This is a genomic window from Streptomyces sp. NPDC111802 (assembly GCF_055634335.1).
Genome location: NZ_JBVKCZ010000002.1, coordinates 159,760 through 183,251, shown reverse-complemented (window position 1 = coordinate 183,251; position 23,492 = coordinate 159,760). Strand labels below are relative to the sequence as shown.

At 71.2% G+C, this 23,492-nt stretch carries 18 protein-coding genes; 7 read left to right on the top strand and 11 right to left on the bottom strand.

Translation table 11 applies throughout. The features are described 5' to 3' along the window. Positions 1 to 8: 8 nt before the first annotated feature. From ACZ7NC_RS02475 to ACZ7NC_RS02460, 4 genes are all read right to left on the bottom strand, one after another. A complete protein-coding gene (locus ACZ7NC_RS02475; RefSeq protein WP_471484227.1) occupies positions 9 to 1,403 on the bottom strand; it encodes an NADP-dependent succinic semialdehyde dehydrogenase in 1,395 nt (464 codons plus the stop codon). A gap of 76 nt (positions 1,404 to 1,479) precedes the next feature. Next, positions 1,480 to 1,953 (bottom strand): NUDIX hydrolase, encoded by a 474-nt coding sequence (locus ACZ7NC_RS02470; protein WP_471484225.1) that lies wholly within the window; start codon positions 1,951 to 1,953, stop codon positions 1,480 to 1,482. Continuing rightward, entirely contained in the window at positions 1,950 to 3,488 is a 1,539-nt protein-coding gene (locus ACZ7NC_RS02465; protein WP_471484223.1) for an ATP-dependent DNA ligase, read from the bottom strand. The genes ACZ7NC_RS02470 and ACZ7NC_RS02465 overlap by 4 nt, the downstream gene beginning before the upstream one ends. A 126-nt stretch (positions 3,489 to 3,614) precedes the next feature. Further along, on the bottom strand, positions 3,615 to 4,538 hold the full coding sequence (locus ACZ7NC_RS02460; RefSeq protein WP_471484221.1) for an NAD(P)/FAD-dependent oxidoreductase: 924 nt from the start codon (positions 4,536 to 4,538) through the stop codon (positions 3,615 to 3,617). Between the two features lie 78 nt (positions 4,539 to 4,616). On the opposite strand from ACZ7NC_RS02460, the gene ACZ7NC_RS02455 reads away from it, so the two are divergent. From ACZ7NC_RS02455 to ACZ7NC_RS02430, 6 genes are all read left to right on the top strand, one after another. Then, entirely contained in the window at positions 4,617 to 5,204 is a 588-nt protein-coding gene (locus ACZ7NC_RS02455; protein ID WP_471484219.1) for a helix-turn-helix domain-containing protein, read from the top strand. 82 nt (positions 5,205 to 5,286) lie between these two features. Continuing rightward, positions 5,287 to 6,264 carry an NADPH:quinone oxidoreductase family protein gene (locus ACZ7NC_RS02450; RefSeq protein ID WP_471484217.1) on the top strand — a complete coding sequence of 326 codons (978 nt, stop codon included), beginning with the start codon at positions 5,287 to 5,289 and terminating at the stop codon, positions 6,262 to 6,264. Continuing rightward, positions 6,261 to 7,445, top strand: coding sequence for an acyl-CoA dehydrogenase family protein (locus ACZ7NC_RS02445; protein WP_471484215.1), 1,185 nt, complete (start codon positions 6,261 to 6,263; stop codon positions 7,443 to 7,445). The genes ACZ7NC_RS02450 and ACZ7NC_RS02445 overlap by 4 nt, the downstream gene beginning before the upstream one ends. Next, positions 7,442 to 8,518: an acyl-CoA dehydrogenase family protein gene (locus ACZ7NC_RS02440; RefSeq protein ID WP_471484213.1), complete on the top strand. Its 1,077-nt coding sequence runs from the start codon at positions 7,442 to 7,444 to the stop codon at positions 8,516 to 8,518. Before ACZ7NC_RS02445 ends, ACZ7NC_RS02440 begins: the two co-directional genes overlap by 4 nt. Before the next feature lie 184 nt (positions 8,519 to 8,702). After that, positions 8,703 to 9,566, top strand: coding sequence for a phosphatidylinositol-specific phospholipase C/glycerophosphodiester phosphodiesterase family protein (locus ACZ7NC_RS02435; RefSeq protein WP_471484211.1), 864 nt, complete (start codon positions 8,703 to 8,705; stop codon positions 9,564 to 9,566). Between the two features lie 125 nt (positions 9,567 to 9,691). Next, positions 9,692 to 9,886, top strand: a complete 195-nt coding sequence (locus ACZ7NC_RS02430; RefSeq protein ID WP_471484209.1) for a hypothetical protein — start codon at positions 9,692 to 9,694, stop codon at positions 9,884 to 9,886. Between the two features lie 27 nt (positions 9,887 to 9,913). Here ACZ7NC_RS02430 and ACZ7NC_RS02425 read toward each other — a convergent pair whose 3' ends face one another. The 7 genes from ACZ7NC_RS02425 to ACZ7NC_RS02395 form a co-directional block, all read right to left on the bottom strand. Next, a complete protein-coding gene (locus ACZ7NC_RS02425) occupies positions 9,914 to 11,149 on the bottom strand; it encodes a phosphodiester glycosidase family protein (protein WP_471484207.1) in 1,236 nt (411 codons plus the stop codon). Between the two features lie 76 nt (positions 11,150 to 11,225). Further along, complete coding sequence (locus ACZ7NC_RS02420) at positions 11,226 to 11,585, bottom strand: DUF779 domain-containing protein (protein WP_471484205.1); 360 nt, start codon at positions 11,583 to 11,585, stop codon at positions 11,226 to 11,228. A 46-nt stretch (positions 11,586 to 11,631) separates the two neighbouring features. Next, positions 11,632 to 16,614: a family 43 glycosylhydrolase gene (locus ACZ7NC_RS02415; protein WP_471484204.1), complete on the bottom strand. Its 4,983-nt coding sequence runs from the start codon at positions 16,612 to 16,614 to the stop codon at positions 11,632 to 11,634. 181 nt (positions 16,615 to 16,795) lie between these two features. Then, positions 16,796 to 17,428: a DedA family protein gene (locus ACZ7NC_RS02410; protein WP_471484202.1), complete on the bottom strand. Its 633-nt coding sequence runs from the start codon at positions 17,426 to 17,428 to the stop codon at positions 16,796 to 16,798. An 86-nt stretch (positions 17,429 to 17,514) separates the two neighbouring features. Continuing rightward, entirely contained in the window at positions 17,515 to 18,795 is a 1,281-nt protein-coding gene (locus tag ACZ7NC_RS02405; protein WP_471484200.1) for a sugar ABC transporter permease, read from the bottom strand. A gap of 20 nt (positions 18,796 to 18,815) precedes the next feature. After that, positions 18,816 to 19,589 (bottom strand): ATP-binding cassette domain-containing protein, encoded by a 774-nt coding sequence (locus ACZ7NC_RS02400; RefSeq protein ID WP_471484198.1) that lies wholly within the window; start codon positions 19,587 to 19,589, stop codon positions 18,816 to 18,818. A gap of 46 nt (positions 19,590 to 19,635) precedes the next feature. Then, positions 19,636 to 20,691: a substrate-binding domain-containing protein gene (locus ACZ7NC_RS02395; protein WP_471484196.1), complete on the bottom strand. Its 1,056-nt coding sequence runs from the start codon at positions 20,689 to 20,691 to the stop codon at positions 19,636 to 19,638. Between the two features lie 294 nt (positions 20,692 to 20,985). On the opposite strand from ACZ7NC_RS02395, the gene ACZ7NC_RS02390 reads away from it, so the two are divergent. Beyond that, a complete protein-coding gene (locus tag ACZ7NC_RS02390) occupies positions 20,986 to 23,484 on the top strand; it encodes a SpoIIE family protein phosphatase (RefSeq protein ID WP_471484195.1) in 2,499 nt (832 codons plus the stop codon). Positions 23,485 to 23,492 lie beyond the last annotated feature (8 nt).

Sequence of the window (23,492 nt, the reverse complement as noted above, 5' to 3'; positions counted from 1 at the left end):
CGCGGCGCTCACGCACCCTGCCAAACCGTAGTGATGTTGCAGAACTCCCGGATTCCGTGCCCCGACAGCTCACGCCCGATCCCGGACCGCTTCACTCCGCCGAACGGGAACGCCGGATGGGAGGCCGTCATCCCGTTGACGTACACGCTTCCGGCCTCCAGATCCCGTACGAAGCGGTCGACCTCGGCCTCGTCGCGTGTCCACACATTCGAACTCAGTCCGAACGGCGAGTCGTTGGCGATCAGTACCGCCTCGTCCAGATCGGCCGCCCGATACAGCGTCGCGACCGGGCCGAACGCCTCCTCCCGGTGGATCCGCATCTCCCGGGTGATGCCGGCGAGGACCGTGGGCGGGTAGTACCAGCCGGGCAGTTCCGGCCGGCGGAGCTGGTGGCCGCCGCACAGTACGGTCGCTCCGCTGCGCTTGGCGTCGTCGACGAGTTCTGCGAGGTCCGTCCGGCCCTGCTCGCTCGACAGCGGGCCGACCTCCGTCTCCTCCCGCATCGGGTCGCCGACCACCAGCGCCTTCATGCCCTCGACGAAGCGGTCGGCGAAGGCGTCGTAGATGTCCGTGTGCACGATGAACCGCTTGGCGGCGATACAGGACTGCCCGTTGTTCTGCACCCGCGCGGTCACCGCGATCTTCGCGGCCCGGTCCACGTCGGCCGACGGCATGACGACGTACGGGTCGCTGCCGCCCAGTTCCAGCACCGTCTTCTTGATCATCTCCCCGGAGGTGGAGGCGACGGCCCGGCCCGCGGGCTCGCTGCCGGTCAGTGTCGCCGCCTTGACGCGCTCGTCGCGCAGGATCTCGTCGACCTGGCCGGAGCCGATGAGCAGGGTCTGGAAGCAGCCCTCGGGGTAGCCCGCCCGGTGGAAGAGGTCCTCGAGGTACAGGGCGGTCTGGGGCACGTTCGAGGCGTGCTTCAGGAGACCGACGTTGCCCGCCATCAGCGCCGGCGCCGCGAAGCGGATCACCTGCCAGAGCGGGAAGTTCCACGGCATCACCGCGAGGACCGGTCCGAGGGGGCGATACCGCACCCGCACGCGCGAGGCGCCCGAGTCCTTCACGTCGGAGTCGGCCGGCTCCTCGTCGGCGAGCAGCTCCTCGGCGCGCTCGGCGTACCAGCGCATCGCCTTGGCACATTTGGCGGCCTCCGCGCGGGCCTGCTTGATGGGCTTGCCCATCTCGGTGGTCATCACCCGGGCGATGTCCTCCTGGTCCGCGTCCAGATGGTTCGCGGCCTGGAGCATCAGGCGTGAGCGGTCGACGAAGTTCGTCGTCCGGTACGTACGGAACGTGGCCTCGGCGAGCTGAAGCCTGCGCTCGATCTCCTCGGCACCCATGGCCTCGTACGTCTTGAGCGTCTCGCCGTTCGCCGGGTTCACCGTCGCGATGGGCATGACCGACCTCCTGGGAGCGGACTGTTGCTTCGACCTTCCCGCGCGGCGGTGGCTACCGCAACGCGTGCACGGCTGCTCAGACCGAGTGCTCCGCCAGCCGGTCGAGAAACGCGGCCTGAGCCTTGACGACGACCTCACGCGCCCGGTCCAGGTCGAGCCACTCGACCCGGTCCAGCTCCGGGAACTCCTGGGTCCGGCCCGAGTGCGGTGGCCACTCCATCGTGAACGTGCCGGGGACGACCGCCGCCGGGTCGAGGTCGGCCTCGATCGCCCACACCGTCACGATCTTGCCGCCGGACTGCCTGACCTCGCCGAGCGGTACGGCCTCCCCGTCGGGCGGCGCCAGCCCCAGCTCCTCCTCGAACTCGCGGCGGGCCGCGTCCCAGGAGGGCTCGTCGGGTTCGTACTCGCCCTTGGGGACCGTCCACGCCCCGGCGTCGCGCTTCGCGAAGAACGGGCCGCCCATATGGCCGAGCAACACCTCCAGACCGTCATCGGTGTGGCGGAAGAGCAGCAGGCCGGCACTGCGCTTCTCGCGGGACGGGGTCACGGCTTCACCTCCGGATGGGCGGCGAGCAGCATCTCGACCGTGTCGGCCTCCTCCGGTCGCTTGTCCTCGCGGTAGCGCACCACGCGGGCGAAGCGCAGGGTTACGCCGGCTGGGTAGCGGGTGGACCGCTGCAAGCCGTCGTAGGCGATCTCGACGACCAGTTCGGGACGCACGGTCACCATCCAGTCGTCGCTCTCCACCGCGAGCTGCTGGAGCCGCTCCGTCTGCCAGGTCAGCATCGCGTCGGTCATGCCCTTGAAGGTCTTGCCGAGCATGGCGAAGCCGCCGTCCGCCGTGCGCGCCCCGAGATGCAGGTTGGACAGCTTGCCGGTCCTGCGGCCGTGGCCCCATTCGGCGGCCAGGACCACCAGGTCGAGGGTGTGGACGGGCTTGACCTTCAGCCAGGAGGCGCCGCGCCGGCCCGCGCTGTAGGGGGCGTCGAGTGCCTTGGCGACCACGCCCTCATGGCCGCGTTCCAGGGTCTCGGCGAGGAAGTCCTCGGCCCGCGGGAGGTCCTCGGGACCGGACACCAGCGCGCGGCGCACCCGCATCGGCTCGGGGACCAGCCGGGCCAGTTCCGCGTGCCGCTCGGCGAACGGCAGGTCCAGCAGGTCGCGGCCGTCGACGGACAGGGCGTCGAAGAAGACGGGGGAGACGGGGACCTCCCTGGCCGCCGTCGTCACGTCCACCCGCGAGCCCACGCGGCCCGCGGTCTCCTGGAAGGAGCGGGGGCGGCCCGCTTCGTCGAAGGCGATGACCTCGCCGTCCAGGATGAAGCGGTCCCCCCTCAGTTCCAGGGCGGCGGCGGTCAGTTCGGGCAGGCGGTCGGTGATGTCGTCGAGGGTGCGGGTGTAGAGCCGTACCGTGTCGCCCTCGCGGTGGACCTGGACGCGGATGCCGTCCAGCTTCTCCTCGACCGCGCAGACGCCCAGCTTGTCGACCGCCTCGGACACCGAGGAGGCGGAGTGCGCCAGCATCGGCAGGACCGGACGGCCGACGGTGAGCCGGAAGCGGTCGAGGGCGGCGGGGCCGTCGGACAGCAGGGCCTCGGCCACCGTCTGGAGCGACCCGGCCAGCATCACCGCCCGGCGTACGTCCGCCGCCGGCGCCCCGGTCGCCTGGGCCAGCCCCTCCACCGCCACCGCGTCCAGCGCGCCCTGCCGGACCTCCCCGGTGATCAGGCCGAACAGGAACCGCTGCTCGTCCTCCGTGGCCGCACCCATCAACTCACCCACCAGCCGCGCCCGTTCGGCCTGCGAGCCGGTGCCGGACACCTTGCCGAGCTCACTGAGCCGGGCGTCCACCTCGCGCACGGTGAGGGTCGGCTCGGCGGCCGGCGGCACCGGACGGCTCAGCACCTTCCAGCCGATGCCGAGCCTCCCCTGCGGCAGCCGGCCCGCCAGATACGGGATGACGATCGGTACGTCGTCCGCCTCGGCGTCCCGGAACAGCTCCGCCAGCAGAGCGATCTTCCGGGACCGCGCAGAGGTCGCGGCGACCTCCTGGGACACCTGGGCCAGCCGGGTCAGCAGCATGCAGCCATGGTGCGATGCGCTCCGCTGGTTTACACGCCGACGAACGGGTTGTTTTTCGTCTGCGGGCGCGTTGGGGCTGGTCACCCCCACGCGGCGGAGCCGCACATCGATACAGCCCCGCGCCCCTTACGGCGTCGCGTCGAGGTCCGAAAAGAGCAGCTCCCCGTTGATGGTGGCGCCCGCCCGGTAGCCGCCCGCCGCCGCGTTCACGACCTGCTCGGCGAAGGCCATCGCGTTGCCGACCGCCCAGACACCCGGCACGGACGTGAGCCCGGTCGGGTCGACCACCGGGTACGAGCCGAAGGGGGTCTCCTGGAGATCGGCGCCGAGCTTCTCCAGCAGACCGGTCCGCGGCACCGCGCGCGGTGCGACGAACAGCACCTCGCGCGCGTGCACCGTGCCGTCCGCCAGGCGCACGCCGGTGAGCCGGTCGTCCTCGATGACCAGCCCGGCCACCGCACCGGGCACCACCTTCACCCCGGCCGCCGCGAGCCTGCGCAGGTCGTCGTCCGAGAGGTCCGGCTCGGCGACCTCGTGCAGGAAGAAGGTCACGTCCTTCGACCACTGGGACACCATGAGCGCCTGGTGCACGCTCGGCGCGGTCGTCGCCAGCACGCCGAAGGCCTGGTCACGGACCTCCCAGCCATGGCAGTAGGGGCAGTGCAGCACATCCTTGCCGAAGCGCTCGGTGATGCCGGGGACCTGCGGCAGCTCGTCCTTGAGGCCGGTGGCGACCACGAGCCGCCGGGCCCGGACGCGCCGGCCCCCGGCGAGTACGACCGTGAAGTCCTCCTCGCGCGTGACGTCCACCGCCCGGTCCTGGACCAGCTCGACGCCGTACCGCGCGATCTCCTCCCGTCCGACGGCCAGGAACTCGGCCGGCGCCATGCCGTCCCGGGACAGATAGCCCTGCATATGGGCGGCGGGCGCGTTGCGCGGTTCGCCGGCGTCGATCACCAGCGTGCGGCGCCGGGCGCGGCCCAGGACGAGGGCGGCGGACAGGCCGGCCGCGCCGCCGCCGATGACGATCACTTCGTACGTTTCGGTCATGGGTGACCACCTCCACCACGACCGTGCCGCGGCGGATACGGGATTGACAAACAAGTTTGCCGAAACTGCAATGTCCGTATGAGTACCGACGACGTTCTCGCGGGCGTGGGCCCCAGGCTGCGGCAGATGCGCAAGGAGCGGGAAGTGACCCTCACCTCGCTGTCCGAGGCGACCGGCATCTCGGTGAGCACGCTCTCCCGGCTGGAGTCCGGTCTGCGCAAACCCAGTCTCGAACTGCTGCTGCCGATCGCGCGCGCCCATCAGGTGCCGCTGGACGAACTGGTCGGCAACCCCGCCGTCGGTGATCCGAGGGTGCGCGCCACCGAGCCGATCGAGCAGTACGGCCGCAAGCACTGGCCGCTCACCCGCCAGCCCGGCGGCCTCCAGGCCTTCAAGGTGCTCGAACCGCAGCGCACGCTCGAACCGGAACCGCGCACGCACGAGGGCTACGAGTGGCTGTACGTCCTCTCGGGCAGGCTGCGGCTCGTGCTGGGTGAGCACGACGTGGTGCTCACGGCGGGCGAGGCCGCCGAGTTCGACACGCGGGTGCCGCACTGGTTCGGCTCGACGGGGGAAGGGCCGGTGGAGTTCCTCAGTCTGTTCGGGCCGCAGGGGGAGCGGATGCATGTGCGGGCACGGCCGAAGCGCCGTGGTGAAGTCGACTGACGTCAGCTGTTCCCTCATGGCAAGCGACCGCTTAGTATGCGAACCGACCCCGGTCAGACGAAGCAGTCCGTGGAGGCCCCGCATGCAGGCATGGCAAGTGCACGAGAACGGCGAGCCGAGCGAGGTGATGCGGCTCGAGGACGTCGAGACGCCCACGCCCGGTGACGGCCAGGTCCTGCTGAAGGTGCGCGCCGCGAACATCAACTTCCCGGACGCGCTGCTGTGCCGGGGTCAGTACCAGGTCCGGCCGCCGCTGCCGTTCACGCCGGGCGTGGAGATCTGCGGCGAGACCGAGGACGGGCGCCGCGTCCTCGCCAACCCCGCGCTGCCGTACGGCGGTTTCGCCGAGTACGCCGTCGCGGACGCCGCCGCCGTCCTGCCCGCGCCCGAGGCGCTGGACGACGCCGAAGCCGCCGCCCTGCACATCGGCTACCAGACCGGCTGGTTCGGCCTGCACCGCCGGGCCGGGCTGGAAGCCGGTGAGACGCTGCTGGTCCACGCTGCCGCTGGAGGGGTCGGCAGCGCGGCCGTGCAGCTCGGCAAGGCGGCCGGGGCGCGGGTCATCGGTGTCGTGGGCGGCGCCGACAAGGCTGCCGTCGCCCGGGAGCTGGGCTGTGACGTCGTCATCGACCGACGGGCCGAGGACGTCATCGGCGCCGTCAAGGAGGCCACCGGCGGCCGGGGCGCCGACGTCATCTACGACCCCGTCGGCGGCGAGGCCTACGCCCAGTCCGCCAAGGTCGTCGCCTTCGAGGGCCGGATCGTGGTCGTCGGCTTCGCGAGCGGGTCGATCCCCAGCCCGGCGCTCAACCACGCCCTGGTGAAGAACTACTCGATCCTCGGCCTGCACTGGGGTCTGTACAACACCAAGAACCCGAAGCTGATCCAGCACTGCCACGAGCAGCTCACCGAACTGGCCGCCCGGGGCGCCATCAAGCCGCTGGTGAGCGAGCGCGTACCGATGGGCGGGGCGGCAGCCGCCGTGCAGCGGGTCGCCGACGGCGTCACCACGGGGCGCGTCGCCGTGATCCCCGGACTCACCGAAGGAGGAGCGGCATGACGACGGACGCCGCCGAACTGCGCCGCCGTACGGCGGAGTTGCTGGCCGCCCACCCGCCGGCCACCACCGAGCGCCTGGACTTCCTGCGCGCCCGCTTCGACGCCGGTCTGGCCTGGGTGCACTACCCCGAGGGCCTCGGCGGACTCGGCGCGCCCCGCTCCCTCCAGGTCGTCGTGGACGCCGAGCTGGAGGCCGCGGGCGCCCCCGACAACGACCCCCGGCGCATCGGCATCGGCCTCGGCATGGCCGCGCCGACGATCCTCAAGTACGGCACCGAGGAGCAGAAGCAGCGGTTCCTGCGGCCCCTGTGGACCGGTGAGGAGGTCTGGTGCCAGCTCTTCAGCGAGCCCGGCGCCGGATCGGACCTGGCCGCGCTCGGCACACGGGCGGTCAAGGAAGGCGACGGCTGGGTCGTCAACGGGCAGAAGGTGTGGACGTCCAGCGCGCACGTCGCCCGTTGGGCCATCCTCATCGCCCGCACCGACCCGGGCGTGCCCAAGCACGCGGGCATCACGTACTTCCTCTGCGACATGACCGACCCCGGCGTCGAGGTCCGGCCGCTGCGCCAGATCACCGGCGAGGCCGAGTTCAACGAGGTCTTCCTGACCGACGTCCGCATCCCGGACGCGCGGCGCCTCGGTGAGATCGGCGACGGCTGGAAGGTCGCGCAGACCACGCTGAACAACGAACGCGTCGCCATCGGCGGCATGCGGCTGCCCCGTGAGGGCGGCATGATCGGCCCGGTCGCCAAGACCTGGCGCGAACGGCCCGAGCTGCGCACCCACGACCTCCACCAGCGCCTGCTCAAGTTGTGGGTGGACGCCGAGGTCTCCCGTCTCACCGCCGAGCGCCTGCGTCAGCAGCTCGTCGCGGGCCAGCCCGGCCCCGAGGGCGCCGGCATGAAGCTCGCCTTCGCCCGCCTCAACCAGGAGATCAGCGGCCTGGAGGTGGAACTGCGCGGCGAGGAGGGCCTGTTGTACGACGACTGGACCATGCGGCGCCCGGAGCTCGTGGACTTCACCGGCCGTGACGCCGGCTACCGCTATCTGCGCTCCAAGGGCAACAGCATCGAGGGCGGGACCAGCGAGGTCCTGCTGAACATCGTCGCCGAGCGCGTCCTGGGACTTCCGTCCGAGCCGCGCACCGACAAGGACGTCGCGTGGAAGGACCTCGCCCGATGACTGACCTGCTGTACTCGGAGGAGGAAGAGGCGCTGCGGGCCGCCGTACGGGACCTGCTCGCCGACCACTGCGACGCGCCCGGCGTCATCGCCCGCACCGAGTCGGACACCCCGCACAACCGGGAAGCCTGGAAGGCGCTCGCCGACGGCATGGGTCTGGCGGGGCTCCTGGTCCCGGAGGACAAGGGCGGCCAGGGCGCCACCCACCGCGAAGTCGCCGTCGTGCTGGAGGAGTTGGGGCGCGCTGTCGCTCCCGTTCCGTATCTGACGAGCGCCGTCGTGGCCACCGAGGCACTCCTCGGCTGCGAGACCGACGGGGGCCTGCTCGCCGAGCTGGCGTCCGGGCGGCGGATCGGCGCCCTCGCCGTCGCGCTGAACGTCGTTCCCGGCGGCGCCTACAAGGTCGTACGGCATGAAGACGGTGCCCTGCACGGGGAGTTGACCGGGATCGCGGACGCGGCCGCCGCCGATGTGCTGCTGGTGCCCGCTGACGACGGCGGTCTGTACGCGGTGGAGGCCGACGCCGTGACCGTCACCCCGCAGACGTCCCTGGACCTGACCCGGCCCCTGGCCAAGGTCACCCTGGACGGGGCGCCCGGCCGGCTGCTGGGGGACGCCGAGCCCGCCGTACGACGCGCCCTGCGGGCCGGCGCCGGACTGCTGGCCTCCGAGCAACTCGGGCTCGCCGACTGGACGTTGACCGAGACGGTCCGCTATCTGAAGGACCGCAAGCAGTTCAACCGTCCCGTCGGCGGCTTCCAGGCCCTCAAGCACCGGCTCGCCCAGCTGTGGCTGGAGGTGGTCAACCTGCGCGCGGCCGCCCGGGGCGCCGCCGACGCGCTCGCGACGGGCGAGGACGTCGAGGTGGCGGTCGCCGTCGCCCAGGCCTACGCGGCGCCCGTCGCCGTGCACGCCGCCGAGGAGGCCCTGCAACTGCACGGCGGTCTCGGGATGACCTGGGAGCACCCGGTGCATCTGTATCTGAAGCGGGCCAAGGCCGACTCGATCGCCTACGGAACCGCGGGCGCCCACCGTGAGGCCCTGGCCGAACTCGTCGACCTCCGGGCTCCCTGACGTACACCTGAGCGAACCACACGAAAAGCCCGCCCCATCTGGGGCGGGCTTTTCGTGTGCGCCGCACGGAGGAAGTGAACGAGGGACGGCGGTCCGGCCAACTCACCGCTCAGGCACTGCTGTTCGGGGCCTTCGGAATCGCATACTCGAGCGGTTCCATCCGGCCCTATCAGGGAGGCAGAGCATGGCCCTCACCACCCGTCGCAGAGCCCTCACCACCCTCGGCGCAGCCCTCGCGGGCACGGTCGCCCTGCCCGCCGCCGGTGCGCTGGCCGGCGAACAGAAGCACCGTCCGCGCCCGTTGTGGCGGGCGCACGCCCACAACGACTACGAGCACCCGCGGCCCCTCCTCGACGCCCTCGACCACCGCTTCGGCAGCCTCGAAGCCGACATCTACCTGGTCGGCGACCAACTCCTCGTCGCCCACGACCCCGAGGACCTCGACCCCCGGCGCACCCTGGAGTCCCTCTACCTCGACCCGCTGGCCGCGCGGGTCCGGGCCAACCACGGCTGCGTCTACCGCGGTTACCGGGCATCGCTTCAACTGCTCATCGACATCAAGACCGAGGGCTCCTCGACCTACCTCGAACTCGACAAGCACCTGCGGCGCTACAAGCACCTGTTCACGACATACGCCCACGGCCGGGTGCTCCCGGGCCCCGTCACCGCCGTGATCTCCGGCGACCGCGCCGCGCGTACGCCGATGCAGGCCCAGACCGTCCGCCACGCCTTCTACGACGGCCGCCTCAGCGACCTCGGCACCTCCGCGCCCGCCTCCTTCGTCCCGCTCATCAGCGACAACTGGACACTGAACTTCACCTGGCTCGGCGTGGGCGCCTTCCCGGACGCCGAGCGGCAGAAGCTGCGCGGCATCGTCCAGGCGGCGCACTCCCGTGGGCAGAAGGTGCGGTTCTGGGCCACCCCCGACGTCGCGGGTCCCGCCCGGGACGCCCTGTGGGGCGAGCTGCTCGCCGCCGACGTCGACTACCTCAACACCGACGACCTCGCCGGTCTTGAGGCCTTCCTCGACGCCCGCCGGACGGTCTAGCCGCACCACGCGGGACACCACTCGTTCGGAGTACAGGTCAGCCGCCCGGACGAACCCTCCGCTACGCCACACTTACGGCCGAACGCCGTGAACCGGGCAAGGCGGCGTGGCGGAGGAGATTGACGATGGCCATTTCCATCTCTGTGGTGCTGCTGTTGTTCGTCCTGGCGGTGATCTTCGTGCGCAACGGCGGGCTGAAGATCAGCCACGCGCTGGTGTGTCTGCTGCTCGGCTTCTATCTGGCCAGCACGAGCATGGCGCCCACCATCAACAGCGGGCTGACGGCCACGGCCGACATCGTGAGCAGCCTCAGACCGTGACCGTCGGGGTCGACGCAAGGACGTCCGTCACGGGGCCGAGAAGACCCCGATGCCGTTGGGGACGGGGCGTTCCCGCCCGTCGGACGGATGGTTCCGCACGGACACCGTCGCCGCGCCCGGCTCACGGGCGACCAGCGTCGACGAGCCGCCGCCGTCCAGGCTGAAGGCGTCGACCGCCCCCAGCTCGCGCATCACGGAGGCCACCTCCGCGATGGTCAGGCCGGTGCGGTACTCGGGCGCGCCGTCCAGTGCGAGCAGCACCAGGCGCCGGCCGCGGTCCGCGATGCCGACGGCGGTGCGCACGGCCGAGGCCCGGTCGTCCAGCCCGGGCAGCGGCTGACCGTCGTCGAGCACCGGGTAGCCGCCGAGCGCGAAGCGGTACGGGATCCGCGACGACGAAGCCACCAGCCGGTGCCGCACCGACACCGGCTCACCCGCGTAGAACTTCCGCAGCCGCTGCGCGCCCGCCTCGCGGCCCACGAGGACGGTGGTGCCCGGGGCGATCGGGCCGCTGCCGGGGGTGTCCGCGCTCGACACGACCCGGCCGTCGCGGACCGTCACCTCATAGGTGTCGGCGCTGCAGGGAGCCGCCCGGTCGGTGTCCGTACCGCAGGTCGCGCGCACCCGGGAGACGCTGCCCCACTTGGACGTGAACGCCCCGACGGAGCCCACGGGCAGCGCGTACTGGTTGAGCCCGCCCAGCGGCAGCCGGCCTTCCGGCGTACGGATCGAGCCGTCCAGGCTCAGGCCGTCCAGCCGGGCCCGGCGGTCGACGCCCACACCGAACACGTCCTCGGTGCTCGTGCCCGGCGGCAGCGCGGGGCCGAAGCGCTGGCCGTTGGGCACCGCCGCCTTCACGGCCCGGCCGCCCGCGATCACCGGTCCCACGCTCGCGCCGGTGGCCTCGACGCCGGGGTGCTGGGTCTCGCTGATGTTGAAGAAGTCGCCGTTCACCCCCGCCACGGCGCCCTGCGCGGTGGCCTGCTGGGAAACGGTGGCCCGCGCCGCCACCGCACCCGGGTACAGCAGATCGATACGTACGCGCGGATCGCGCAGGTCGACGGTGAGGACATGGGCGTGTGCCGTGCCCTTCGCCGCCGGGATGTCGAACTCGTCGTAGGCGACACCCGGCGCGACCGGAGTGCCCTGCGCGGCGCCGGCCGGTGCCGCCCCCGCCAGGGCGGCGCCGGCCAGCGCGCCGAATGCCGTGAGCAGCGTGACCGCCGCTCTCGCTGCCGCGAACCGTTTCTGACGAACAGTCACGTATTCCCCCTGAGGTCTCGTCAAATGTCCCAGGACTCAGGGGAAGTCCACCAGACGGCGATGACCAGCGGGGTTTCTAGGCGCCGACGACGCGAGAACGGATGAGGAAACGCACTCCCTCGGGTGCCTCCAGTGAGAAGCCGCTGCCCCGCCCCTCGACCACGTCGACGATCAGCCGGGTGTGGCTCCACACCTCGTACTGGTTGCGCGACATCCAGAACGTCACCGGCTCCGCCACGCCCTCGACCTGGAGCTCGGCGAGCAGGACGTCCGAGTCGCCGGTGCGGAACTCGCCCTCCGGGTAGCACATCGGCGCGCTGCCGTCGCAGCAGCCGCCGGACTGATGGAACATCAGCGGGCCGTGCGTCGCGCGCAGACGGCGTAGCAGGTCGGCGGCCGCGGGGGTGAGTTCGACGCGCGGGGTCTCCTCATACATGGCAGCAAGGGCAGCACGGGCAACGTTGCGAGAGGGTTGCACGCGGCTAGCGGCGGCCGCCGCCGACGGTGACGAAGCCCGTGGTCCGCGCGCCGGTGACGTTGTCGTAGACCACGTCACCGGTGGACTTCCTCCAGATCCTGATGCGGAAGGTGTCCGGGGCGTCGGTGGCGAAGACGCGGAAGCCGTAGCCACGGCTGTCATTGACCTTGCCGGAGCCCTGGAAGATCGCCCGGGGCCCGCTCACCACGAGCCAGTCGGAGCCGGTGGAGCGGAACTTCAGCCCGGCCCGCGCGAAGTCGAGGTCGGCCTTCCCGATCGGGACGGTGGCTCCCTTCGGGTACGTGGCTGCGAAGGAGAAGGCCGCCTTGCCGGTCAGGCCGGGCCTGGCGGGGCAGGCCCCGGCCGGCGAGGTGATCACGCCCGTGCCCAGCGCGGGGCCGGCGGCGCGGTCGTGGACGACCAGCTCGGGGAGGGCGGTGCTGTCCGAGGCGTCGTCGTTGTCGGTGACGGTGACGACCGGGCGGTGGATGCCGGCCCCGGCGTAGGTGTGCTCGGATCGGCAGGTCGAGCCCTCCGCCGTGCCCGCCGTCGGCTCGGTGCCGTCCTTCCAGTCCACCCGGCAGGTGTGGGAGTCGCCGACGTCGGCGTCACGGAACTCGGCCGTGACGGTGACCCGGTGACCGGCCGGGACGGGGGACGTCGGTCCGGTCGACGAGACGATCGCCGGAGCGCGGTTGACGATCGGGTCGACGCCCTTCAGCGTCGGGACGACCTTCTTGATCAGACCGTCGGAGTCGAACTCCAGCTTGTCGACGGTCGTTTCACGGTGGGTGCCGTCACCGCCCGGGATGGCGAACCGGTGGTAGGCGATGTACCACTCGTCGGTCTTGGGCACATGGACCACCGAGTGATGGCCGGGGCCCTTGATGCCGAGGGAGAGGTCCTTCTCAAGGATCACTCCGTGCTTGGTCCATGGCCCGGTGGGGGACGGGCCGGTGGCGTAGGCGACGCGGTAGTTCTCGTCCCGGGTGTCGTTCTCCGACCACATGAAGTAGTAGGTGCCCTTGCGCTTGATGACGAAGGAGCCCTCGTTATAGCCGCTCGGGGTGATGTCCTCGACCTTCGCGGTGTCGATGGACGTCATGTCGGCGTTCAGGGGCGCCACGTACGCATGCCCGTTGCCCCAGTACAGGTACGACTTCCCGTCGTCGTCGGTGAAGACCGCCGGGTCGATCATCTGGCCGCTGAACTGCCCGGCCCTGAGCAGCGGTCGGCCGAGCGCGTCCCTGAACGGACCCGTCGGTGAGTCGGACACCGCGACCCCGATGTTGGCGTCGGCGCAGAAGTAGAAGTAGTACTTCCCGTCCTTCTCGGCGATCCTCGGCGCCCAGGCCCTGCTGTCCGCCCAGGAGATGTCCGGACCGAGGTCGAGAATGACGCCGTGGTCCTTCCAGTGGACCAGGTCGCTGGAGGAGTACGCCTTGAACCGCGTACCGCTCCAGCCCTCGAAGCCGTCGGTCGTCGGGTACAGGTAGTAGGTGTCGCCGAACCGGACGATGTTCGGGTCGGCGTTGAGACCCGGCAGTACCGGGCTCTTCATGACGAGCGCCGAGACCGTCCAGGTGCGCTTCTTGCCGTCGGAGCCCGTGACCTCGTACGTCACCGGCTTGCTGAAGTCCTGGACGCTGCCGGAGGCCGGGCTGATCGCCGCGCCGTGCGCGAGGGTGAACTCCGGGGCGAGGGCGGTGAGATCGGTGCCCTCCCGCATCGGCAGGGTGATCCTGCCGCCCGCGTTGTCGACGAGCGCGTCGACCTTGAGCGCCGGGTGTGCCGCCTTCGCGATGCCCGCGGTGTTGCCGCTGAGCTCCATCACCTCGGCGGCGGTGAGGGCCCGGTCGTGGACGCGGAAGTCGTCGACCTCGCCGCCGAAGTACGGATCGGCCGCGTACAGGGATCTGCCGAGATAGCCGCTGTAGTCCTTGTTCGCGTCGTACAGCTCGGACGGCTTGACGGTGGTCGTCGTGCGGGCCGCCTCGACGCCGTCCACGTACAGGACCATCGTGCCGGTCGAACCGTCGAGGGTGACGGTGACGTGCCGCCACTCGCCGGGCGTGAGCCGCGAGCCCGCCGTCAGCTTCGACTCCGCCGGCCAACTCGCCTTCGTGAGCGCCGAGTACAGGCTGGCGCCGCCGTTGGAGGGGGTGGCGAAGAGGTACCTGTCGCTGTCGGGACCGAGGCCGAACAGCCACTGGAAGTTGTCGCCGCCCTTCCACTTGGCGAACGTCGAGACGGTGACGCTGTCGGCGTCCTTCAGCACGCCGTTCGGGATCTTCACATACGGCGAGTTCGAGTCACCGGACATCCTGAACGAGCCGCCCTCGACTCCGGTGCCGAAGTGGGGCGTACGGACGTACGTGCCGTGGTGGCCGTGACCGCTGGAGTCGCGGGCGATGGTGCCGCCGGTCTCGTCGAAGTCGTAGTGCAGGAGCAGGTCGGCCGGGGTGCCGGGGCCGTTCTCCGTCACGGTGACCTCGGCGCGGACCGGGATCGCGGCGCCGTCGGACAGGCTGCCGGTCACGGTGAAGGCGCCCGCCTGCGCGTACTTCGACTCCGGGACGTCCTCCCAGGTCACCGCGGCGGGACGCGTCACATCGTCGGCGTATGTGGCGATCACGGTGGCCGGCAGGACGGGCGCCCGGCCGATGCCGGTCCGCACGGAGACATCCTCGACGCCCTCCACCAGCTGGTCCGGCTGGTAGGCGCGCAGCAGGCGGTCGTACTCGGCCAGGGTGACCGGAAGCACCGTGCCGTGGCGGGGCTTGGCCGGGAGGTCGTAGCCGGTGGACGGGGTCCAGGTGCCGGAGGCGAGGTCGGTCGTCTCGAAGGGGATGTAGCCGCGGCCGCCGAACTCGTCCAGGAAGGCGTACCACTTGTCCTCGGTGTTCGACTTGAACACCAGCGGCCCCTCGGCGGCGCTCATCGCGCCCTTGCCGATGCCCGCGGCCACGGCGTCCCAGGACGGATCGAGGAGGGAGTCGCTCCGCTCCTCGAAGATGAACTTGCTGTCGGGGGTGGATGAGGTGTTGTTCCGCTCGTCCTTGGAGAGGCGGAAGCACGTCCCGTCGTGCTGGATCACCGTGGAGTCGATGACCGAGTAGCCGCGGTCGATCCAGACCTTGGGCTCGCTGAAGGTGTAGAAGTCGCGGGTGGTCGCGTACATCATGCGGTTGTACGTGTCGCCGGAGTGCGCCTCGTCGTCGTACAGCTTCGACGCCCAGAAGACGACGTACTCGCCGCGCCGAGCGTCGTAGAAGGCTTCCGGCGCCCAGGTGTTGCCCGCGCTGTCGGGGGAGACCTTGACCAGCCGCTGGTTCGTCCAGTGGACGAGGTCGGTGGACTCCCACACCATGATGGACCTGCTGCCGGTGCGCTGGGCGGCGTCCCAGTCGCCGTTGCCGTAGATCCTGAGGTCGGTGGCGATCTGGTAGAACTTGTCGCCCTCGGGGGAGCGGATGATGAACGGGTCCCGCAGGCCCTTCTCGCCCAGCGTGGAGGTCAGGACGGGCTTGCCGTCGTTCAGCTCCCGCCAGTGCAGCGGGTCGTCGCCCTTGCTGAGCGCTGTGTAGAGCTGTTCGCCGTCGGCCGTGCCCTCGCCGGTGAAGTAGCTGAACATATAGCCCTTGAGGGCCTCTTGCCTCGGCAGCTCCGGCACCTTCGCGGTGAGGACGCGGGTCGTCCGCGCCTCGCCCTTGGTCACGGTGGCGGTCAGTTCGACGGTGGTGGCGCCGGTGCCGTGGGCCGGGCGGTGGACCAGGCCGTCGGAGGTGATGACGTCCGGCTTCGCGGAGGTCCAGGTGACGTCGGTGCCGTGGTCGCCTTGGACGGGCAGCGTCAGATTGCCGCGTACGTCGTCGAGATTGCGGACGGTGAGGGACGCGGCGGCCCGTTCGGTGGCGGTCCGGTCGTCGAAGTCGGGGAGCACGGTGACGTCGAAGGTCTTGGTGTCCGTCACCGTGCCCTTCTTCAGGGTCGCCGTGAGCGTGGCGTGGGCGTCGGGCTGACCGGCGGTGGGACGCGTCACCCTGCCGGAGTCGGACACGACGGCCGGGTTGTCGCTGGCCCAGCCGATCGTGGAGCCGCCGGCCGCACCGGCCCTCGGCAGGTCCAGGTCGGCGACGACGGCACCGGTGTCACCGAGGCTCAGCGCGGCCTTGTCGTCGGCGACGCCCTGGGTGGCGACGGGGAGGGCGAGTTGCTCCACCTCGGCGGCGGCGAGGGCGCGGTCGTGGACCCGGAAGTCACGGATGCGGCCCTTGAAGAGCTTGTCGCCGGAGTAGACCGACCTGCCTATGTAGTTGGCGGTGGTGGTGCCGGAACCGATGGAGCCCGCGGTGATGCTGACGGAGGTGTTGCGGGCGACCTCGACGCCGTCCTCGTACAGGACACCCGTGTTGCCGGTCTGGGTGTAGGTGAGGTGCTTCCAGACCGAGCGGGCCAGGTTGTGGGAGTCGGCGGGTCTGGTGGTCTGCTCGGTCGACCAGTTGCCGCTCGCGATGGAGGTCCGCAGGGAGTTGCCGGTGGTGAAGAGGTAGCCGTTGCCGTTGCCGCCGCTGGAGTTGCCGAAGCCGTAGATGAAGTACGGCGTGGTCTGGGCGGAGTCGACCATCACGTCCAGCGAGACGGAGATCGAGTCCATGCCCTTCATCACGTCGTTCGGCACCTTGAGGTAGGTGTCGGAGCCGTTGAAGGCGAGCCCCTGACCGGTGCCCGACCAGTCGGCGGTGCCGTTCACCGTCGCGTCCCGGCCGTGGCCCGAGGCGTCGGGCACGGTGCTGCCGGAGGCGGCGTCGAGCTTGTACCAGAGGGCGAGACCGTCGGTGATCTGCGTCGCCTCGGCGGCCTGAGCGGGAAGGGCGGGGGCGGTGAGCCCCAGCAACAGCGACGCCGCGGTGAGCCCGGCGAGCCGGCCCGTCAGGCGTCTCGCTCGGACACGGACACGAACACGGGCACGTGCGATGTACGGCATGTCGAGTTCCCTGCTGAGGCATGGCGGGGCCTCGGCCATGGGCACCCTGCCGTTTCGGCTGTGTGACGTCGTGTTGCGAGAGTTTCAATCGGGGCGTGGTGGGTCGTCAAGGGTTTTCGAACGATGTCCGACTGGTCGAACAGCCTTGGTGCCAGGGACCGACCGGCAAAGACGGGCGTGATCAGCGGTCGCGCTTCGCCCGGCGGGCCTCCGTCAGCATGGGGAGCAGCGGCAGCAGGGAGATCACGACGACGAGGGCGACCAGCGGCAGCAGATAGTCGTCGATGTCGGGAACGGACTCTCCGAGGCCGTATCCGGCCAGGACCAGACTCTGCGTCCAAAGCAGCCCGCCGACGATCTGCCAGATGGTGAAGGTCCGCGCGGGCACACCGAGCGCCCCGGCCGCCGGGTGCAGGACGGTCCGCACCATCGGGACGAAACGGCCGATCACCAGGGCCTTGCCGTAGCCGTAGCGGGCCAGCAGCTTCTCCGCCCGTGCCGCCGTGTCGCGAACGCGGCGTCTGGAGGTGCGGGCGAGCAGGGCCCGGCCGCCGTGCCGGCCGATCAGGAACCCGACCTGGCCTCCCACCAGGGCGCCCACCGCCGCGCACAGCAGCACCTGCCACAGGACCAGCCGGGCCGCCCGCTCGGCGCTCGCCGCGCACAGCACACCGGCCGGGAGGAGCAGGGTGTCGCCGGGCAGGAAGAAGCCGACGACCAGCAGGCCGGACTCCGCGAAGATCACCACGAGGACACCGATGGCCCCGAAGGTCGCCAGCACCGCGTCGCTGTCCATCGGGTTGACGGCGATCATCACCCTCACCTCCCGGCCGCCCTCGGAGCTCGCCCTCCGTCCGGCATCTGCCCGCTTCGATCCGCTTCGGTCCGCGAAGCCGGGCGTCAGGCCCGCCCGTGTGCCTCCTGGGAGCGCCGCGACAGCGCGTCGATGACCACGGCGGCGAACAGCACCCCGCCCGTGATCATGAACTGGACGGCGGCGGGGGTGTCCGTGATCGCCATGCCCGATCCGATCGACTGGATCACCAGCATGCCGAGCACAGCCGTCCAGGTCGAACCACGGCCGCCGAACAGGCTGGTGCCGCCGATGACGGCCGCCGCGATGGCGTTGAGGAGCAGCACGCCCTGGCCCGAGGTCTGGCTCACCGACGTGATGCGCGAGGCCAGGAACAGACCGCCGATCGCGGCCATGGTGCCCGAGACGGCGAGTACCGCTGTCTGCACCCCCGTAACCCGCAGGCTGGCGCGCCGGGCCGCCTCGACGCCGCCGCCGAGGGCGTAGACCTGGCGCCCGTAGTGCGTGCGGCGCAGCACGATGTCCAGACCGGCCACCACCACGAGGAAGATCAGGAGGGCGAGCGGCAGGCCCTGGAACCGGTTGAGCAGATACGCCCCGGTGAACGCGATCACCGCGAGCCCTCCCGCACGCAGCACGATGACCTGGAGCGAGCGGTGCGGCATGCCGGCTGCTGTCCGGCGCCGCAGGTCCAGGTAGGAGACCAGGAAGACCATCCCCGCGGCGAGCGCCGCCAGTCCGTAGGCGACGGCGTCGTCGGTGAAGTAGTAGCTGGTCAGCTTGGCGACGAGCCCGTTCTCGTCGAGGTTGATGGTGCCGCTGGTGCCCAGGATGTACAGCATCAGGCCGTTCCAGGTGAGCAGCCCCGCGAGCGTGACGACGAACGCCGGGACGCGGGTCCGGGCGAACGAATAGCCCTGCACCGTGCCCGCCGCCGTGCCCGCGAGCACCGCGACGATGAGCGCCAGCCACTCGGGCACGCCGTTGTTCACGTTCAGCACCGCGAACACGGCCGCCGCGAGGCCGCTGATCGAGCCGACGGACAGATCCAGTTCACCGAGCAGCAGCACGAACACGATGCCGACCGCGATCAGGCCCGTGCCGACGATGTCCACGCTGAGATTGGACAGGTTCCGGGGTGAGAGGAAGTTGTCGTTGAGGGACTGGAACGTGATCCAGACGACGGCGAGGACGAGGATGACGGGGAGCGAACCCACTTCACCGGACCTCAGCTTGCGCCGCGAGAAGGCGACCCAGCTCTCCAGGGTCCGGGCGACGGACGTCCCGCGCTGCGCCTTGCGGGCCTCGGCGGTGGGTGCGGCGGGGTCCGTCTGCGGGTCGTCCGCCTTGTCGCGCGTACTTTTCACCTCGGCGCCTCCTGATGGGCTCACCACGCCGCCTCCTGATGCGCCGGCCGGCGGGGCGTGTTCTCCGTCGCCCCGGTGATGCAGGAGATGATCTGCTCCTGCGAGACGGTGTTCACGTCGAAGAAGCCGTTGTTGCGGCCGAGCCGCAGCACGGCGGCCCGGTCCGCGAGGGCCTTGACGTCGCCCATGCTGTGGCTGATCAGCAGGACACCCAGGCCGCGATCCCGCAGTTCGTCCACCAGGTCCAGGACCTCGTTGGTCTGGTTCAGGCCCAGTGCGGCGGTCGGCTCGTCCAGCAGCAGCACCCGGGGCTCGCCGAGGAGTGAGCGGGCGATGGCGACCGTCTGCCGCTGCCCGCTGGACAGCGACACCACGGGGGCGCGCAGCTCGGGGACGCCCCTGGTCAGGCGCTCCAGCAGGGCCAGGGTGCGGCGCTCCATCTCCATCTCGTCGAGGAAGCCGTATCGGCGGATCTCGCGTCCCAGGAACAGGTTGCCGACGACGTCGAGGTTCCCGCACAGCGCGAGGTCCTGGTAGACGGTGGCGATGCCGAGGTCGCGGGCTTCTTGGGGGCGCCGGATGTGGACGGGACGGCCCTCCCACTCGATGACCCCCCGGTCCGCCGGGGCGACGCCGGAGATCACCTTGACCAGGGTGGACTTGCCGGCGCCGTTGTCGCCCAGGAGCGCGACGACCTGCCCGGCATGGATCTCCAGGTCGATGTCCACGAGGACCTCGACGGCGCCGTAGCGTTTGCACACGCCACGCAACGCCAGCAAGGGGGCGGCAGGCACGGAGCACCATCTCCTTCCCGTGGCCCGGACGGAGCCGGGCCAGAGGTCAGGTCAGCCCGGCCCTGGCACAGGCGGCGTCGAGACCGGGGCTGCAGATCTGCCGGACCGTGTACACGCCGTCCTTCACCAAGGTGTCCCTGATGTTGTCGACGGTCACGGAGATGGGGGTGAGCATGACCGCCGGGACCGTCTTTCCGGTGCTCGTCCTCACCTCGTCCTTGGCCACCCGGTCGAGGTTCTCGCCACGGGCGGCGGCCACGGCCATGGCGGCGCCGGCGGAGGCCTCCGGCCGGAAGGGCTTGTAGACGGTCATGTACTGATCGCCGCCGACGATGCGCCGCACGGCGGAGAGTTCGGCGTCCTGTCCGGTGACCGGGGGCAGCGGGTCGACCTTGTTCGCCTTGAGCGCGGAGATGCTGCCGGCGGCGAGGCCGTCGTTGGCGGCGTAGACCCCCTGGATGTTGCCGACGCCGAGCGCGGAGATGGCGCCGGACATGTTCATGTTGGCGCTCTCGGGCCGCCACTGCAGCGTGTCGTACTCCTTGCCGATCTTCACCTTGTCCGTCAGCACGGACAGCGCGCCCTCCTTGAACAGCACCGCGTTGGGGTCGATGGGATCGCCGTTCATCATGACGATCTGGGCGCCGGGCACCTTGTCGCCCATGGCCTTCAGCAGTGCCTGGCCCTGGAGCCTGCCGACCTCCTGGCCGTCAAAGGAGACATGGCCGGCGATCGGGCCCTCGGCGAGACGGTCGTAGGCGATGACCGGGATACCGGCCTCGTCCGCCTTCTTGACCGTGGTGGCGAGCGATTTGGCGTCCACCGCCACGAGCAGGATGGCGTCGACTCCCTGGGTGATCAACGAGTTCATCTGCTGCTGTTGCATCGCCACGTCACCCTTGGCGTTGCCGTGCTCGATCGTGCACGTGGGGCACAGCTCCTGGATCCTCTTGTTCAGCAGCGGCCGGTCCTGGGTCTCCCAGCGGGCCGTGGTCGCGTCCGGCAGCAGCACACCGATCCGCGGCCCGCTGTCCGTGTCGGAGGCGCTCCCGCCGTCCGTCCCGCAGGCCGCGAGGCCGACAGCGACGGAGATCGCGATCATGGAGAGGGCCGCATTCCGTATGGGGGCCTTCGAACGAGAGATCTCACTGGTGAGCATGGCGACACCTGGCCTTCTCACATGTCGACCACTTGGTCAGTGTGACACCGGGCGTGGTGATCTGCGAACGCAGCGAGGGCGCCCCGCAGGGCGGGCGAGAGAGCAAATATGTCCGGGTCATCCATATATGCGATTCTGGTGGTCGGGCGCCGTTTCGCCGCGCTCGAGCGTGCTGCGAGCGAGGGCGCCCCGATCTCCTTCGGCACCTCCGGCAGGGACGGGAGGAAGGTTGCGGACATGCCTCACGACGGCCGGGCCCGGACCGGAGTTTCGGCGCCGGGGGCATCCGAGGCCGGCACCGCGGACAACGGTTCACCGCCCACCGGGCCTGAGGCCGCCACGAGTGATCGTGCCCTGACCTTCGCCGGAGCGGAACTGTCGGCGCTGTACGTGCCCGCGGCCGGGGGCGAGGAACTCGAACTGCTGGAGACGGCCGGCGGCGTCCCCGAGTACCGGCTGCCGAAGCGGCTGCCCCTGTCCGGCGGCTCGGCCGCGGTCCACGCCTTCCGCACCGACCGGCCCATCTGGCTGAACGCCGCGGCCCTCGCCTCCTATCCCGAGGACGCCCCCTCCTCGCCACGGGCGCGAACGGCGTCGCTCGGCGCGCTGCCGCTGGGGGCGGAGGGGGAGCGACTGGGCTGCCTCGTCGTCGTGGGCGCCCTCGCGGACGGCTTCGACGCCGGGCAGCAGCGTTTCCTGGAGCGGTACGCCGTCGCCGTCGCCCGCGCGCTGCGTGCCGGGGCGGACGAGTCCCCGCTGAGCCGCGCCCTGCGGGGGCTGCGCGTCGGCTCGTTCGTGCTGGTGCCCGACACCGGTCTGATCGAGGCCGACGAGGCGCTGCTCGAACTCGTGGGCATCACGCCGGACGACTTCGACGGCAAGGTGGACACGCTGCTCGCGCACGCGCTCCCCGAGGACATCCCCGCGCTGATGTCGGTGACGGAGCCGTCCCTGCACACGCTCGGCCAACGGGAGCTGGAGTTCCGTGTCCGCCGCCCCACCGGCGAGGTGCGCTGGCTGAGCCTGAGCTGCCGGGTCCCGGCGAGAGCCGGCGACGAACCGGAGCGGGTGCTGGGCGTGGTGACGGCGACGCAGGTCAAGAGCCGCGGCGTCGACGACGTGTCCCGGATCCAGTGGCTGACCGCCGCACTCGACGAGGCCGCGACCGTCGGTGACGTCGGACGGGTCGCCGTCACCGCCCTGCGCGAACCGCTCGGCGCCGACCGGGTGGCGCTCGCCGATGTGCGCGACGAACGGCTCATGGTCACCCTGCTCGACCCGCCGGATCCGGACTCCTGGCCGCAGCTGTGGCGCGCCCAGTGGCGTTCGGAGTGGCCCGACGCACCCGTCAGCGCCCTGCCCACCCTGCAACTGGCCCTGCGGGACGGCCGGATGGATCTCTGGCCCGCCGGCACGGCGCTCGAACCGGGACTCGCGGGCGTCGGCCCCGGCGGACTGGCCGTCCTGCCGCTTCCGGCCAAGGGCAGCGTCGCCGGGGTGTGCCTGGTCGGCTGGGACGAGCCGCACGAGTTCATCCGCGAGGAGCGATCCCTGCTGACCGCCACCGCGGCGCTCGTCGGGCAGGCACTCAAACGGGCGCACGCCCACGACGCCGAGCAGGAACTCGCCACGATGCTGCAGCGCAGTCTGCTGCCCCGGCGCCTGCCCGAACTGCCCGGCGGGACGGCCGTCGCCCGCTATCTGCCGGCCCGGCGGGGGCTCCAGGTCGGTGGCGACTGGTACGACGTCATCGCCCTGTCCGAGGACCGGGTCGCGCTGGTCATCGGCGATGTCCAGGGGCACAGCGCCGCGGCCGCGACGATCATGGGCCAGATGCGCACCGCGGTCAGGGCGTACGCGGTGGAGGGCCACCCGCCCGACGTGGTCGTGTCGCACGCCAACCGTCTCCTCGTCGGCATGGAGACCGACCTGTTCGCCACCTGCTGCTATGTCGAACTGGACCTGGAGGAGGGCACCACCCTGTTCGTCCGGGCGGGCCACCTCTCGCCGCTGCTGCGCCATCCCGACGGCTCCACCGAGGAGGTGCAGATCGAGGGCGGCCCCCCGCTGGGCATTCTGGCGGAGGCGGAGTTCCCCCTGACCGCGGTCGCGCTCACCCCCGGCACGGTGCTCGCCCTGATCACCGACGGTCTGGTCGAAGCCGCCGACCTGCCCCTGGACATCGGCATGGACCGTACGCGCGCCGCGCTCGCCGGGGCCGATCCGGCGGATCCGGCGCGGATGGCCGACGCGCTGCTGGGCGACGGCGGCCGCCGCGAGGACGACGTGGCGCTGTTGCTGCTGCGCTACGACGGCATGAAGACCCGGCCGATCCGGGCCGGCTGGGTGGTGTGGCGACTGCCCGACGCCGTCATGCACGCCCGCCGCTTCACCGCCCGCACCCTGCGCCGCTGGCAGGTCCAGGAAGCCGCCGACGCGGTGCTGCTCGTGGTCTCCGAACTGGTCACCAACGCCCTGATGCACACCCAGGGGTCGGTCCGACTCGACCTGGTGCTGCGCGGCAACCGGGTCCGGGTCAGCGTGAGCGACTCCTCGCCGCGTGCGCCCGCCAAGCCGGTGATCGTGGACTGGGAGTCGACCGGCGGACGGGGCCTGCTGCTGGTCGAGGCGGTGTCGGACGCCTACGGCACGGTGCCGGTGGCCGGTGGCAAGCAGGTGTGGAGCGAGATCACGGTGCCGCGGGGCGAACCGGCCACCGCGGACGCGAAGGCATGAACGGATCG

Excerpts from the sequence above, each read along its gene's own strand:
- ACZ7NC_RS02475 (WP_471484227.1), bottom strand. The coding sequence starts at position 1,403 with ATGCCCATCGCGACGGTGAACCCGGCGAACGGCGAGACGCTCAAGACG.
- ACZ7NC_RS02465 (WP_471484223.1), bottom strand. The coding sequence starts at position 3,488 with ATGCTGCTGACCCGGCTGGCCCAGGTGTCCCAGGAGGTCGCCGCGACC.
- ACZ7NC_RS02460 (WP_471484221.1), bottom strand. The coding sequence starts at position 4,538 with ATGACCGAAACGTACGAAGTGATCGTCATCGGCGGCGGCGCGGCCGGC.
- ACZ7NC_RS02455 (WP_471484219.1), top strand. The coding sequence starts at position 4,617 with ATGAGTACCGACGACGTTCTCGCGGGCGTGGGCCCCAGGCTGCGGCAG.
- ACZ7NC_RS02450 (WP_471484217.1), top strand. The coding sequence starts at position 5,287 with ATGCAGGCATGGCAAGTGCACGAGAACGGCGAGCCGAGCGAGGTGATG.
- ACZ7NC_RS02445 (WP_471484215.1), top strand. The coding sequence starts at position 6,261 with ATGACGACGGACGCCGCCGAACTGCGCCGCCGTACGGCGGAGTTGCTG.
- ACZ7NC_RS02440 (WP_471484213.1), top strand. The coding sequence starts at position 7,442 with ATGACTGACCTGCTGTACTCGGAGGAGGAAGAGGCGCTGCGGGCCGCC.
- ACZ7NC_RS02435 (WP_471484211.1), top strand. The coding sequence starts at position 8,703 with ATGGCCCTCACCACCCGTCGCAGAGCCCTCACCACCCTCGGCGCAGCC.
- ACZ7NC_RS02430 (WP_471484209.1), top strand. The coding sequence starts at position 9,692 with ATGGCCATTTCCATCTCTGTGGTGCTGCTGTTGTTCGTCCTGGCGGTG.
- ACZ7NC_RS02420 (WP_471484205.1), bottom strand. The coding sequence starts at position 11,585 with ATGTATGAGGAGACCCCGCGCGTCGAACTCACCCCCGCGGCCGCCGAC.
- ACZ7NC_RS02415 (WP_471484204.1), bottom strand. The coding sequence starts at position 16,614 with ATGCCGTACATCGCACGTGCCCGTGTTCGTGTCCGTGTCCGAGCGAGA.
- ACZ7NC_RS02410 (WP_471484202.1), bottom strand. The coding sequence starts at position 17,428 with ATGATCGCCGTCAACCCGATGGACAGCGACGCGGTGCTGGCGACCTTC.
- ACZ7NC_RS02395 (WP_471484196.1), bottom strand. The coding sequence starts at position 20,691 with ATGATCGCGATCTCCGTCGCTGTCGGCCTCGCGGCCTGCGGGACGGAC.
- ACZ7NC_RS02390 (WP_471484195.1), top strand. The coding sequence starts at position 20,986 with ATGCCTCACGACGGCCGGGCCCGGACCGGAGTTTCGGCGCCGGGGGCA.